Annotated in this window: 15 protein-coding genes; 6 read left to right on the forward strand and 9 right to left on the reverse strand. The window is 41.0% G+C overall.

Features of this window, described 5'->3' with window-relative positions; genetic code table 11:
- Positions 1 to 58: 58 nt before the first annotated feature.
- Positions 59 to 220: a hypothetical protein gene (locus JOC76_RS18525; RefSeq protein WP_205180029.1), complete on the reverse strand. Its 162-nt coding sequence runs from the start codon at positions 218 to 220 to the stop codon at positions 59 to 61.
- Between JOC76_RS18525 and JOC76_RS18530 the strand changes: the two genes are divergently transcribed.
- Complete coding sequence (locus tag JOC76_RS18530) at positions 211 to 480, forward strand: hypothetical protein (RefSeq protein WP_205180030.1); 270 nt, start codon at positions 211 to 213, stop codon at positions 478 to 480. The genes JOC76_RS18525 and JOC76_RS18530 overlap by 10 nt on opposite strands.
- On the opposite strand, the gene JOC76_RS18535 is transcribed toward JOC76_RS18530, so the two are convergent.
- Positions 472 to 609 (reverse strand): hypothetical protein, encoded by a 138-nt coding sequence (locus JOC76_RS18535; RefSeq protein WP_205180031.1) that lies wholly within the window; start codon positions 607 to 609, stop codon positions 472 to 474. The two genes, JOC76_RS18530 and JOC76_RS18535, sit on opposite strands and share 9 nt — an antisense overlap.
- Positions 610 to 1,063: 454 nt before the next feature.
- Here JOC76_RS18535 and JOC76_RS18540 point away from each other — a divergent pair, with 454 nt between their 5' ends.
- Positions 1,064 to 1,342: a hypothetical protein gene (locus JOC76_RS18540; protein WP_205180032.1), complete on the forward strand. Its 279-nt coding sequence runs from the start codon at positions 1,064 to 1,066 to the stop codon at positions 1,340 to 1,342.
- Between the two features lie 71 nt (positions 1,343 to 1,413).
- Here JOC76_RS18540 and JOC76_RS18545 read toward each other — a convergent pair whose 3' ends face one another.
- From JOC76_RS18545 to JOC76_RS18560, 4 genes are all read right to left on the reverse strand, one after another.
- On the reverse strand, positions 1,414 to 1,857 hold the full coding sequence (locus JOC76_RS18545) for a ferritin-like domain-containing protein (RefSeq protein ID WP_205180038.1): 444 nt from the start codon (positions 1,855 to 1,857) through the stop codon (positions 1,414 to 1,416).
- Positions 1,858 to 1,936: 79 nt separating this feature from the next.
- On the reverse strand, positions 1,937 to 2,878 hold the full coding sequence (galU, locus tag JOC76_RS18550; protein WP_205180040.1) for a UTP--glucose-1-phosphate uridylyltransferase GalU: 942 nt from the start codon (positions 2,876 to 2,878) through the stop codon (positions 1,937 to 1,939).
- 99 nt (positions 2,879 to 2,977) lie between these two features.
- On the reverse strand, positions 2,978 to 4,288 hold the full coding sequence (locus JOC76_RS18555) for a putative bifunctional diguanylate cyclase/phosphodiesterase (protein WP_205180042.1): 1,311 nt from the start codon (positions 4,286 to 4,288) through the stop codon (positions 2,978 to 2,980).
- A gap of 182 nt (positions 4,289 to 4,470) precedes the next feature.
- Positions 4,471 to 5,418: a sugar-binding transcriptional regulator gene (locus tag JOC76_RS18560; protein WP_205180044.1), complete on the reverse strand. Its 948-nt coding sequence runs from the start codon at positions 5,416 to 5,418 to the stop codon at positions 4,471 to 4,473.
- Between the two features lie 213 nt (positions 5,419 to 5,631).
- Between JOC76_RS18560 and JOC76_RS18565 the strand changes: the two genes are divergently transcribed.
- Entirely contained in the window at positions 5,632 to 6,411 is a 780-nt protein-coding gene (locus JOC76_RS18565; protein ID WP_205180046.1) for a Cof-type HAD-IIB family hydrolase, read from the forward strand.
- A gap of 255 nt (positions 6,412 to 6,666) precedes the next feature.
- On the opposite strand, the gene galE is transcribed toward JOC76_RS18565, so the two are convergent.
- Positions 6,667 to 7,638 (reverse strand): UDP-glucose 4-epimerase GalE, encoded by a 972-nt coding sequence (galE, locus tag JOC76_RS18570; RefSeq protein ID WP_205180048.1) that lies wholly within the window; start codon positions 7,636 to 7,638, stop codon positions 6,667 to 6,669.
- 363 nt (positions 7,639 to 8,001) lie between these two features.
- On the opposite strand from galE, the gene JOC76_RS18575 reads away from it, so the two are divergent.
- Positions 8,002 to 9,249, forward strand: coding sequence for a GGDEF domain-containing protein (locus tag JOC76_RS18575; protein ID WP_205180050.1), 1,248 nt, complete (start codon positions 8,002 to 8,004; stop codon positions 9,247 to 9,249).
- A gap of 176 nt (positions 9,250 to 9,425) precedes the next feature.
- Here JOC76_RS18575 and JOC76_RS18580 read toward each other — a convergent pair whose 3' ends face one another.
- Entirely contained in the window at positions 9,426 to 10,742 is a 1,317-nt protein-coding gene (locus tag JOC76_RS18580; RefSeq protein ID WP_205180052.1) for an ammonium transporter, read from the reverse strand.
- Positions 10,742 to 11,107, reverse strand: coding sequence for a P-II family nitrogen regulator (locus tag JOC76_RS18585; RefSeq protein ID WP_205180054.1), 366 nt, complete (start codon positions 11,105 to 11,107; stop codon positions 10,742 to 10,744). The genes JOC76_RS18580 and JOC76_RS18585 overlap by 1 nt, the downstream gene beginning before the upstream one ends.
- A 378-nt stretch (positions 11,108 to 11,485) precedes the next feature.
- On the opposite strand from JOC76_RS18585, the gene JOC76_RS18590 reads away from it, so the two are divergent.
- Entirely contained in the window at positions 11,486 to 12,280 is a 795-nt protein-coding gene (locus tag JOC76_RS18590; RefSeq protein ID WP_205180056.1) for an N-acetylmuramoyl-L-alanine amidase, read from the forward strand.
- Positions 12,281 to 12,685: 405 nt separating this feature from the next.
- Positions 12,686 to 13,987, forward strand: coding sequence for an NCS2 family permease (locus JOC76_RS18595; protein WP_205180058.1), 1,302 nt, complete (start codon positions 12,686 to 12,688; stop codon positions 13,985 to 13,987).
- The last annotated feature ends 159 nt before the right edge of the window (positions 13,988 to 14,146 follow it).

Here is a 14,146-nt window from a genome sequence, read left to right on the forward strand (position 1 = left end):
TCGGACAGGTATTGGCTCATTTTTTGGTATCATCGGATTTTTTACTATTTATAACCAATTATACTGTCATCAATAAGCCAAGCTTGCCACCTCGATTATACTCTAAAATGGCGATTGGCTCATTTTCAAGGGGGAATGGCTCATTTCGGGCAGCCATTGGCCGATTTTCCCCCTTGATTGGCTCATTTCGGACAGGTATTGGCTCATTTTTTGGTATCATCGGATTTTTTACTATTTATAACCAATTATACTGTCATCAATAAGCCAAGCTTGCCACCTCGACCATACTCTAAAATGGCGATTGGCTCATTTTCAAGGGGGAATGGCTCATTTCAGGCAGCCATTGGCCGATTTTCCCCCTTGATTGGCTCATTTCAGGCAGGTATTGGCTCATTTTTTGGTATCATCGGATTTTTTACCATTTACACCCAATTATACTGCCATCAAAAAGCCAAGCTTGCCACCTCGATCTTACTCTAAAATGGCGATTGGCTCATTTTCAAGGGGGAATGGCTCATTTCGGGCAGCCATTGGCCGATTTTTCCCCTTGATTGGCTCATTTCGGACAGGTATTGGCTCATTTTTTGGTATCATCGGATTTTTTACCACTTATAACCAATTACACTTTCATCAAATAGCCAAGCTTGCCACCTCGACCATACTCTAAAATGGCGATTGGCTCATTTTCAAGGGGGAATGGCTCATTTCGGGCAGCCATTGGCCGATTTTCTCCCTTGATTGGCTCATTTCAGGCAGGTATTGGCTCATTTTTTGGCATCATTGGATTTTTTACCATTTACACCCCAATTATACTGTCATCAAAAAGTCAAGCTTGCCACCTCGACCATACTATAAGATGGCGGTTGGATCATTTTCAATGGGGATGGCTCATTTCACCAGGCATTGGTCGATTTCCCCCATGACTTTGGGGTAGGCACAACAAGTGTTTTGTCCTAAAAAGACGGCCAGGCTTGATTTACGCCATTAACGTATAAAAGGTCCTACGTCTTAATATTTATTTATAAGGAGAGAACTTACTCACATTATTAATATCTAAGGGGGAATGTCTCTGAAAGTAATCAGATTGTTTCAGCGAATTATTGGTATTCTCCTTCTTGTGTACGGGGTCTACCTTATTTTCGGTACGCAGGAATTCTTTGGTACCTTATTAATTATCTTTGCCTTCTTAATCTTCCCGAGCATAAACAAAAAAAAAGACCATTCTTCTTATGATAATCATTCCTACCATGACGACAACCTAGAGTCTTCCCCAAATACTGATTCAGATTATAGCAGCGATTCCGGCGGAGGGAGTGATTCCGATGGAGGAGGAGGAGATTAATCCCAACAATACTTGCAAACTCAAGTAAACAAAAAACGCCCCCATCTGGGTATCCCCCGGGGGCAATTCCTCTATGATTTTCCTTTTGTAAAAAAATACAAAAACCAGACTGCATGATTTTGTTCATCCACTGCCGCTCTCTGAAAGGCACTTCTCATCATCGGATCCGTCGCCTTATCGGCTATGTCCATGTAAAAATCCACCGTTTTCTGTTCATCCTCAATCGCAAACATTAAACCCTTCAGATAACTATTTGGGCATTCTTCCGTGATTTTTGGCTGAGGTGGCCTCCCAGTTAAGCCACGATAAATTTGAACAAACTGCTGATAATGTTTGACTTCATCCTCACGAATCTCCAAGATTCGTTCCCGCTCTTTCTTATTCGAAGCTAAATTGGCCAATCTGGTATAACATTCAATCGCTGAATATTCACCATTGACCGCCTGCTCCACATCTTGAATCAACTCATGCGTCTGTCTATTTAAAGCATCATAATAATTGGTAAAAGGATACATCGGTCAAACCTCCTAAATCATTCATTATCTATTCTATGAACAACTAAATTATTCGGTTCTCTCCGGTGCCTGACACCATTTACACTTCTTGGATGTTGTCTTCTTGTTTGCTGTCTAGTTTGTTTTCTTGTTTGCTGTCTAGTTTGTTTTCGTTTTCTTGGATCAGTTCTTTTAGGAATTGGATGAGTTCGGTGTTTAGTCCTTCTTGCTGCAAAGCGAATTCGATGGTGGTTTTGACAAAGCCGATCTTTTCGCCGACATCAAACCGTTTGCCCTCAAAGTCGTAGGCAAACACGCGCTGAATCTGGTTTAGTTTTTGAATGGCATCCGTTAACTGGATTTCACCGCCGGCTCCAGCTTCATGAGCATCAAGGAACATAAAAATTTCAGGTGTTAAAATATATCTACCCATGATTGCAAGATTCGATGGAGCCGTTCCAGGAGCTGGCTTTTCAACGAAATTCTTCACCTGGTAGCGTCTGCCTTCCTGCGCAAGCGGATCAACAATCCCATAACGATGAGTCTCGTTCTCAGGCACATGCTGCACACCAATAATCGACGAGAAGGTCGCCTCATATTGTTCAATCAGCTGCTTTAAACAAGGAGTTTCACTCTGGACAATGTCATCACCCAATAGCACCGCAAATGGTTCATCTCCAATAAAGTTTCGCGCACACCAAACGGCATGTCCCAGTCCCTTTGGTTCCTTTTGGCGAATATAATGAATATCGGCGAGATTAGAAGTATAGTTGACTTTACTCAATAAATCCCATTTTTCTTTTTCCATTAAGTTCTTCTCAAGCTCAGGGGCAAAATCAAAATGATCCTCAATCGCGCGCTTCCCTTTACCTGTAACAATAATAATATCCTCGATACCGGAAGCAATCGCTTCTTCAACAATATATTGGATCGTTGGCTTATCAACAATTGGCAGCATCTCTTTTGGCATGGCCTTCGTTGCTGGTAAAAATCGTGTCCCAAGCCCAGCTGCAGGGATAATCGCTTTACGTACTTTTTTCACAAACCGTCTCTCCTTCGCATCTTCAATGATATGTATAATTATAACAATATTTTTCTCTCTTTCCTAATCTGGAAGCAAGAGAACCGTCCCCATGATTCTTTAAAAATAGCTTTCCTGAATTCTTCGGTCAATCTCGTCGATGGAAGCAAAAAATTCTTCAAAGGTCAACGGCTGACTGATAAAGTAACCTTGAATTAAATCACAGCCTAATTCCTTCCATTCTAAAAACTGCTCATGCTCCTCAATTCCTTCAATAATCACCTGCAGCCCCAGATTATGGGCCATTTGCATAATCGGAGAAATAACATCGACGTACGTTTTATTTTTCTTTAAACTTAAAACAAAGTTACGGTCAAGCTTTAGATAGTCAATCGGCAGCAAAAGAAAATCGGAAAACGAGAAATATCCATTACCAAAATCATCTAGAGCGATTGTAAAACCCATCTCTTTCAAGGCAACCAACCGTTCCTTGACCCTTTTCACCGTGTAAATTTCAATATTCTCGGTGATTTCCAGGGTGATTTGCTCGGCTTGAACCGACCAATCCGCTAAGATCGAAGTTATTTTGGCTAAAAAGTTGTCCAGTAACAGCTGATTGACGGACAAATTAATCGAATACTTCAATTTGTTGTCATTCTCTCTCGCTCTGGCCATATTTTTACAACATTCCTCGAAAATCCAGTAGAACAGGCCATTCAGTACACCTGCTTCCTCGGCATGGTCAATAAATTCCCCCGGAGCGACGGTACCTAGACTTGGATGGTTCCAGCGGATCAAGGCCTCAACACCTGTAACCCTCTTTTCCATTAAACTATACTGTGGCTGGTATTGAACGTAGAGCTGCCCTTTCTTTAGCGCATATGGAAGATCATTCTCAATTACCATTTCTCGATTGGCGTTCGCATCAAGCCATCCTTTATAAAAAGAACAGCGGTTTTCCCCATCCTTTTCCGCTTCATACATTTGCGCTTTGGCCACAGACATTAATTCATGGGCATCCTCGGAACTATACGGATACAGGCAAACCCCGATATGACAGCCGACAGAAATTTGGTGGAAATCCAACGAATATTGTTCAGAGACCACGCCAATTATTCGCTTACAAATGAACTGGCAATCATACTCCGTTATATCGGTTAGTAAAATAATAAAATCAGTGCGAATGACCTCGATAACAGTGTCAATCTCCCGAATCGAATTTTTTAGCCTGGTGACGATTTGGCGAAGAAGGCGTTTCTCTAGCTCTTGATTTTGTTGTGGTAATAAGTTCGGTGGGATTTGTATTCTAAGGTAACAAACAGCGGCTGACATATGGTATCGCTTGCAAAAAGCCAAAGTCATCTGAAGACGTTCTGTAAGCCTTTCATTATTCGAAAAATCATCCTGATGATTTTTCACCAATTCGTCCATATACGAACCACCTTTTAAATGATCTTGCCTTAAGTGTATTTTAAACCATTATCACTAAGAATGAAAACCCAACAATGGACGAAACGCCAAATGCGATAGCATGGTCCTGCCTTATGTTGCTAAAAAGAAGAAGTTTGACGCCTGCACACTTCCTCTTTATTGAACATTTTTATTTATTTTTTTCATTGTGTAAGCTTTAAAATAGCACTTGCCAATTTTTCATCGACGATCAGGACATCAATAAATTGGCCTTTCAATGCTCCGAGTACACTTTCTGCCTTGTGCTCCCCTTCAACTACCGCCACAACATTCTTGATTTGCTTTAATTCATCTAAGGTTATTCCAATAATTTTTTGGCTGGAGGAGTCACTGATTTGGTTTCCTTTTGCATCAAAAAAACGATACCCAATATCGCCAACAGCCCCCATTTCCTCGAGCTCGCTTAAATCCTGCTCTGTTAGGTAACCAAGCCTCATTAACGTGGACTGTTGAAAAGGATTGCCGATGCTAATCACAGCAATATCGACTTGGCGACTGCTTTCCAACACCGTTTCAATATCCTGCAGTTCCATTAATCGTTCCTTTAATTCCTTTGTTTCCACGATGGCCGGGGCATACAAATAGGTGCAGGTGCCGTTCATTTTTTTAGCCAATTCATTGGCAAGCTGGTTAGCATGGATTTCCACCTCTTTGACACCCATTCCGCCTTCAAGTGGGACAATCTGGACTTCTTCATGTCGCTCATAAGGATATTCCTGAACGAGATAGGCAAGGGTCGTTCCCCATGATATCCCAATGCTTTTGACGCCCTTGGCATTTTGCGATAAATAATTGGCACCTGCAAGCCCTACTGCCCGCTTGTCCCGTTCGCTCGACAAGCCGTCATTCGGCAACACAATCGCATCCTTAAGGTTGAAACATTTTTCAAGCTGCTGTTCGAGCTCAACCGTGCGGACAGTTTCATCCTTTATATATATATTTACAATCCCTTCATCTTTGGCCTTTTGCAGCAACTTGGAAATTACCGGACGAGAAACCCCTAATTTATTGGCGATTTCCGCCTGTGTCTGACCGTCCTTATAATAGAGATGAGAGACCTTCACTAATTGTCTTTTTTCTTGCCATTCCAAATCATCCAACTCCTAACAATGGCAATAGTATCACTGAACACATTGCCTATTATTATTTTACACGATAGCATTTTTTTAAGGAAATCACAGGTCTAGTAAAACCGCTTACATAAAATCCCTCATATATGAAAGCCCTATTATCGTTTATAATGGATTTAGTTGTGCTTTTTGACAAAATATATTTCAACATAAGCAGAAAGGAAGGAATCACCATTGCAAACCAAACAATTGATTTTTTTCGATATTGACGGCACTCTTTTAAATGAAGAAAAGCAATTACCCGCCTCAGCCAAAATGGCTATTAATAGATTACAAGAATTAGGTCATGAAATCGCCATTGCGACTGGACGCGCTCCCTTTATGTTTAAGGATTTACGGGAAGAACTTGGTATTCATTCTTACGTTAGCTTCAATGGTCAATATGTCGTTCATAACGGTAAACCTGTCTATCGAAACCCTCTCGATCCAGACGAACTGCATTTATTAACTGCTTCAGCTGGTAACAAGCTTAATCCAATCATTTATGAAAACCACGAAAAAATGTACTCAAGTGTTGAATCCCATCCCCATGTTGAAGAGGGAATCGGTTCATTAAAAATTAAAGATGGATATGTGTTTGATCCTCACTTTTATAAAGGAAGCGAAATTTATCAATCTTTATTATTCTGTAATGATGAGGAACAAGAAGCCTATCGTTCCCAGTTCAGTAAATTTGAATTTGTCCGCTGGCATGAGCGCTCTGTCGATGTGGTTCCTGCGGGAGGTTCAAAAGCAATAGGGATTGAAGCCTTAATGAATCATTTAACTATCCCGAAAGAGAACGTGTATGCTTTTGGTGACGGGCTGAATGATGTCACTATGCTCACATTTGTAGAAAACAGCATTGCAATGGGCAATGCCGTCGAAGAGGTAAAGGACGTTGCTAAATACGTGACAAAACATGTAGATGAAGATGGAATTTTAAGAGGATTAGAATTAGTAGGTTTACTATAATTAGTATGGCCACAGTGGTATATCCCTGTGGTTATTTTGTTTCATATAGGCTTACTTGATTTGTTTTGAGATAGGGCTTATCCCTTTTGAAATAGCCTTAACCCTCGAAACGCCTTCCTTCCCATTTATTTTACAGATCTAATGGTGATTAACACTTCCACTTTTAAATAACCATCCATTATTACTAGATTAATAATTATAATCATCTAAAAAACGAAAGCAATGCGCCTAGAAAGGTGCATTGCTTTTTTTATATTAATATGGTTGTTTTTGATGCCATCTCCAGGCATCTTCAATAATTCTCTCTAAACGGCGTTCGGCTTTCCAGCCTAGCTCTGTGAAAATCTTATCAGAAGAAGCTACTAATCTAGCAGGATCCCCTGAACGACGGTCCGCCATTTCGACGTTCGCCTTAACTCCCGTAACTCGTTCACAAGTCTCAATGACTTCCTTAACAGAGAACCCGAGTCCGTTGCCTAAATTATAAGTTTCCGCCGATTTCTCCTCTGATAGCAAAGCTTCTAGGGCAAGAATATGAGCTTCAGCTAAATCGGTCACATGGATATAATCACGAATACAGGTTCCATCCGGGGTGTCATAATCCGAGCCAAATACCGAAACCTTTTCCCGAGTACCTAATAATTGCTGCAAAATAATCGGAATTAAGTGGGTTTCTGGGTCATGACTTTCACCGATAGCCGCTGATTCATGAGCACCTGCTGCATTAAAGTAACGAAGAACGACATAATTCAATCCGTACGATTTTGAAAAATCAGCCAGCATTTGCTCGACCATTAGCTTCGATTGTCCATAAGGATTAATCGGTGCCGTCTTAGTCGTTTCATCAATTAACTCCACATCAGGAATTCCATATGTAGCAGCAGTCGAAGAGAAAATAAAGTTCTTTACTTTGAATTTCATCATCACTTTTAATAATGTTAAGGTAGACGCTACATTATTTTCATAATACTTTAATGGGTCAACAACTGACTCCCCAACCAAGCTAAAAGCAGCAAAATGCATGACCGCTTTAATAGGATAACTTCTGAATACCATTTGCAGGTCTTCCTCATTTCCGAGGTCCCCTCTTACAAAAATGGCCCGTTTATCAATGGCCTCACGATGGCCTGTTGATAGATTATCCAGGACGACAACATCTTCTTTTTCTACTAATTCCTTTACGAGATGGCTACCAATGTAACCCGCTCCGCCAACGACGAGAATCATATTCATTTCCCCTTAGCTAGAATTAAAACCTTTATTATTATAACACTATTCTTATTAATCAGCTTTTAAAGAGGTCTTTGTAATAATTGCCATCAATTCAACACTATCACGCGACCTCAAATTATGTTAAGATTTTGAAGATAATCATATAAAAGGATGAATTGGAATATGAAATCCTTACCTACTAATCTATTGAAAAAAACGAACATGGCTAGAGAATTTGACCACCATAATTATGAGCATTTGTTCGAGAGACTAAAATTAGTCTCTTATATGCTCATCCTTACTTATCCCTGTTTTTTCATTGTCGACTTTGTCCTATTTAAGAATCTGGACCATCCCACTTTTAAAAGAGTTCTAACGATGGTACATATCAGCGGTATGTTGATCTCGCTCATTTTTGTGTGGATTTATCGAAGCAAAGAAAGCCGAGTTTCAAAAAGCATGATCGTGAACAGTTTTGTACTCCTTTATTTAATCATTGGGGCTGTTTCTTCAATCAACAGCCAGTTATTCACAAAAAATCTATATGCGTATATCATTATTTTATTGGCTGTAGCAGCCATTTTCCCCCTTAACCCAAGAAACATATTAATCCATTATGGTGCAGTACACATTTTTTTCTTATTAGGATTAAATTGGATGGAAACCAATCATTATCTGTTCCTTTCCATGTTAATTAATTCAACTGGCACCGCTGTCATTGCCTATACCATTGCACTTGCTTTCTATACCTTTCGAAAAAGAGATTTCGTAAACAAGCAGAGGCTTAGTAAAAGTAAAGAAAGCTTTCGAAGTTTGTTTAACATGAACCCCAAACCGCTCATCCTGATGAAACTTGCCGATTTTGAGATTGTTCTAATGAATAAACAGGCGATTGAGTACTATCAGCTGAACGATTTAAGAAATGGAAGCTTCTTGTTTTCTAACGAAGAGGAAAAGCAAGATATTCTAAGCAAGCTAGAAAGAGAAAGTAGGATGAAAAACTACATTACACGACAGCAAATCACACCAGATTTAGAGAAGTGGTCTTTACTTAATTTTGAATTAATCGAATACTTGGATCATACGTGCGTCTTAATTGATACAACGGATATTACGGCTATAAAAGAGAAAGAGGCTGAACTAGTCAAACACGCTTCGATTGATGTGCTAACAGGTGTGAGAAACCGGAGAAGCGGAATGGAGTTCATCCAAGAACAGCTCGAGGCTTCAATTGAATTTATCCTGATGTTTATCGACATTAACAATTTAAAAATAGTCAATGATACCTACGGCCATTCTTCTGGGGATGAATTAATTAAGACATGCTGTGAACTAATCCATAAGCACCTTTCAAAGAAAGACCATTTATTCCGCTTAGGAGGAGACGAATTTATTATTATCTTTTTAAATAAGCAGCAAGAAGAAGTTCAACAATTCTGGGCACGGGTTGAACAGGATTTTGACATCCTTAACCACTCGGGCGTTAATCCATACCAAATCTCGGCTAGCCATGGGCTACATCACTATAAACCTGGGACACTGTTAACGGTTGATGATATTCTAGAACAGGCTGATCAAGAAATGTATAAAGTGAAGAGTTTGAGGAAAGATAGAATACTAGCATAAAGAAAAGCCCCGACAAACACAAGCTAAACCGGTTGATAGGTTGCCACTTAACCTTTTGGACGGCTTGGCTTGTGACTTCGAGGGCTAGGCGCGGAGCTGGACAATTCTCAAGGTCGATCATATACTTCCTTAATCTGTACTAAAAGGCCGGATTCGCATCGGAATCCGGCCTTTCTTTATACTGCTTTTCCTGCTTTGACCTTACTGCTGGCTGGCGGTGCCACCGTAATGCCTGTCGTTTCTTCAAAATTAAATAAGCTCGTCGGTATATCAGTAAACCTCTCCAGCTCGTTATAAGCCGGTATCCCATGGTACGACATATCCAAGCCTTCGTCTTCCTCTCGCTCCTTGGCGCGGAACCCAACTGTTTTCTCGCATACTTTCGCCATAAACGTTCCACCCAAGAGTCCCCATACCATAACAACAGCCGCTCCTAATAGCTGGATCAAAACAAGTGAAACATGACCGGTTGTTAACAAGCCATCACTCTTATCAAATAATCCAACCGCAATCGTTCCAAAAACACCACCGAAACCATGTACGGCCACCGCACCAACCGGATCATCCACCTTTAGATAATCCACTAACAACGTGGCATAAATGACCAAAACGCCACTAATGGCACCAATGATAATAGAGGACCACTCTGAAACATACGCACACCCAGCCGTAATCGCTACTAATCCCGCCAATACGCCATTAATCGTCATACTTGGGTCCGCTGTCCCGAACTTCTTCATCGTTAAAAATAAGGCCACTGTCCCACCGCTCGCTCCTGCAAGCATCGTATTAATCGCAACCGGCGCAAGCTCAGGGCTTGATGCATCCAATGTACTGCCGGCATTAAACGCAAACCAGCCAAACCATAGAATAAACGCACCAGCCGATGCTAAAGGAATATTACTTGGCGCAAATACATTTGCGCTGCCATCGGAATTAAATCTGCCCTTTCTTGGTCCAAGCCATTTCGCCATCGCCAATGCAGCAAAACCGCCAACGGCATGAATCGCCGCCGATCCGGAAAAATCTTTAAAACCGATCTTTGCTAACCAGCCATCAGGATTCCAAATCCAGTGTCCGCTTATTGGATAGATGACAATACAGATGAGTGCTGCTGTCACCACATAGGCTTTGAAATTCATCCGTTCTGCCACTGCACCTGATATAATCGATATGCTTGCCACCGCAAAACCCATTTGAAAAAGAACAAAAGCGGTACCAGGCAAATGAATCGCAAGATGGATTTTTTCAGGGCTCCCAAATAAATTGGTTCCAATGATTCCAAAGGCATCCTTACCGAACATGACTCCAAAACCGACCATCCAAAATGCCAAAGCTCCAATCGTTAAGTCCACGAAAATTTTCATCGTTACATTTACCGCATTTTTTGTTCGAACAAACCCTGCTTCTAGTAAGCTGAATCCACCTTCCATAAACAATACCATTGCCGAAGCCAAAACAACCCATACTGTATTGATGAACGTCAATTCCATTAAAGTCCCTCCTCCCTTTTCACTAAATCATCAATATCATAATCAAATGTACCCGTCCGAATGTTATAGGCTTCTAGAATAGGATAAACATAGATTTTCCCATCGCCTTCCTCACCGGTCTGTGCTGCCTTAATAACCGTCTGTATCGTTGCATCGACTAAATAATCAGAAAGAACAATTTCAAGTTTTACTTTTGGGTGAAGTGTTACTTGATAATTTTTCCCGCGATAGACACCCTTTGTATCCTTTTGTTTTCCGCGTCCCACTACCTGTGACACCGTGAAACCTGTTATGCCAAGACTTTTTAATCCCTTAATCGTATCCGTGAGTTTATCTGGTCTAATAATCGCTTCTATTTTTTTCATGGAATCACCACCATGTTATATTTCCTTACATCAATATGTTAAAATATATAACACTTTGCTCCACTACGTCAATTAATATTTTTAACCAATTTTTAAATTCTGAATTTTTTCACATATTACCCAGAGCGCATCTTAATAAATTCTTAAGTAATGAAGATAATGAAAAACACGCTGCCAATGCTTCGTTTCCTATTAAATATCATCATTTATTGAATTAGAACATTTTTTGAATAAGAAAGCAGAAATTATTTCCTGAAATTTATTGAAAGCCAACCATTTCGGTTGGTTTTTTTACGTTCCGGGCAATCGTACAAGCCCTTTTGCAAGCTTATCCATATATTAATCTGAAAGACAAATTTTTAATAAGGGGTTGATAGAATGAAGCTTTATTTGGATCCGGGGCATGGCGGTACTGATCCCGGTGCCCAGGGAAATGGACTAAACGAAAAAGATGTCACACTTGATATTGCTCTTAAATTGCGGACAATCCTTCTTAATCAGTTTGAAAATATCGATATTAAGATGAGCCGTACATCGGATATTACCAAAGGATTAACCGAGCGCACAAATGAGGCAAACAGCTGGGGAGCCGACTATTATTTGGCGATTCATATTAATGCCGGCGGTGGTACTGGATATGAAGATTATATTTATAGTGGTCTATCAGATACGTCTACATCGGCAAAATATCAGGATATCATTCACGCCGAGGTCCTTAAGCTGAATAGCTTAACCGATCGCGGCCAGAAGAAGGCGAATTTCCATGTGTTACGTGAATCCCATATGCCAGCGCTTTTATCAGAAAACGGCTTTATTGATAATGCCCATGATGCTACTTTAATGAAACAAAGCAGCTGGCGGCAAAATGTCGCTCAAGGTCATGCCAACGGGCTTGCCAAAGCCTTTAATCTACCAAAAAAAGCGGTCGATCCTGGGACAGGCACTCTCTATAAAGTAATTGCAGGATCGTTTCAATCAAGAGAAAATGCCGATGACCGAGTAACGTATCTATCATCAAAAGGAATTGATTCGTTTGTCGACACCGTGACGATTTCCGGTAAGATCTGGTATCGCGTCCAATCCGGTGCCTACGGAAACCGGGCAAATGCAGATGACCGTTTAAACGAACTCAAAAAGGCCGGCATAACCGATGCATTTATCATTGCTGAATGATTTGAAGAAGTACAAAAATGTCCTTCCGTAGGTGAAGGACTTTTCTTTATGCGGACACATTGCGCCTTTCCTGGTTGGATTTTGTCCTCATAGACGCTTTATGCGGACAGGCTTCACCTTTTCTGTTTCAATTCTGTCCTCATGGCCCCTTCATGCGGACAGGCTTCACCCTTTTCTGCTTCAATTTTGTCCTCATGGACGCTTTATGCGGACAGGCTTCACCTTTTCTGCTTCAATTCTGTCCTCATGGATCTATTTATGAATTTTTTATAACATTTCTTAAATAAGATAACGCTTAAACAATTACCATTTAGAGAAAAATAAAACATAACTATTGAAACTTTCGTTAAAAACGAATAATATATAAAAGTTGCATTAAAACGTTCGTATTTTGGAGGTATCCTCATGTTTAGATTGCAAGAAAATCATACCAATGCAAAAACAGAATTGATGGCTGGAATTACCACCTTCTTTACCATGGTCTACATCGTGGTTGTCAATCCTGTTATCCTATCAGATGCCGGAGTGCCATTTGAACAAGTCTTTTCAGCCACCATCATTGCCGCTTTAGCCGGAACCCTTTGGATGGGGCTATTCGCTAATTATCCGATTGCGATTGCACCGGGGATGGGCTTGAACGCCTACTTCGCTTATTCTGTCGTCGGTACCCATCAGGGAGTCAGCTACCAAACGGCCTTCGCCGCTGTTTTCGTCGCCGGACTTATTTTTCTCATCTTATCCCTAACACCTTTCAGGGAAAAATTAATCGAAGCCATTCCTGATAATCTGAAATACGGAATTACCGCCGGAATCGGTTTGTTTATTGCTTTTATTGGTTTACGTGAAACGAAAATCATTATCGCCAATCCTTCTACTTTAGTTGGTTTAGGTGACCTGCATTCAGCTTCAGCTCTTTTAGCCATCGTTGGTCTTGCCGTAACGTTGATCTTAATGGTCCTGAGAGTCAACGGGGCATTGTTTTTCGGAATGATTGTAACCGGAGTGATTGCTTTCTTTACAGGTCAGCTTTCCTTCGATAAAGGATTCATGTCACTTCCATCCCTTCCGGAAGGACTGATGATTACCAATCCGATTACAGCCATTACGGATGTGATCCACCACAGCCTTTATGCGGTTGTCTTTTCGTTCATCCTTGTGACGATATTTGATACAACAGGAACGATGATTGGTGTAGCCAATCAAGCTGGCTTAATGAAGGGTGACAAGCTGCCACGGGCAAGACAGGCCCTTCTGTCAGATTCAATCGCGACCCTTTTCGGCTCTATTTTTGGTACAAGCCCGACCACCGCCTTTATTGAATCCACTTCAGGTGTTGCCGCAGGCGGACGGACAGGGTTAACTTCTGTAACAGTTGCCATCTTGTTTATCGTGTCAGCTTTCTTCGGTCCGCTCGTTAGCGCTGTATCAGGGATTGCTGCGATTACGGCACCTGCGCTAATTATTGTCGGCAGTTTGATGATGGGCAGTATTGCCAAAATTAATTGGAATGAGTTAGATGAGGCCTTCCCTGCTTTCCTAACCGTTATAAGTATGCCGCTCACTTCCAGCATTTCAACGGGAATTGCCCTCGGCTTTATTAGCTTCCCACTTTTAAAATTAGTCAGAGGAAAATGGCGTGACATTCATCCTTTGCTTTATGTGTTTGCCATTCTTTTCTTTATTCAATTAGCGTTCCTACAACATTAAAAGACCAAAAGCGTAAGCGCCTTGAACAGCCCCGACAAGCATAAGACGCTCAGGGAAAGAAGGCGTTCTTTGACTTCATTCCCTGAGTGGCTTATGCTTGTCGGGGCTAGGCGCTGGAGCTAGACGAAAAAAGAGGAAGGATTTCGTCTTGAAATCCTT

It is taken from the genome of Neobacillus cucumis (genome assembly GCF_016908975.1).
Lineage (GTDB): Bacteria > Bacillota > Bacilli > Bacillales > Cytobacillaceae > Neobacillus > Neobacillus cucumis.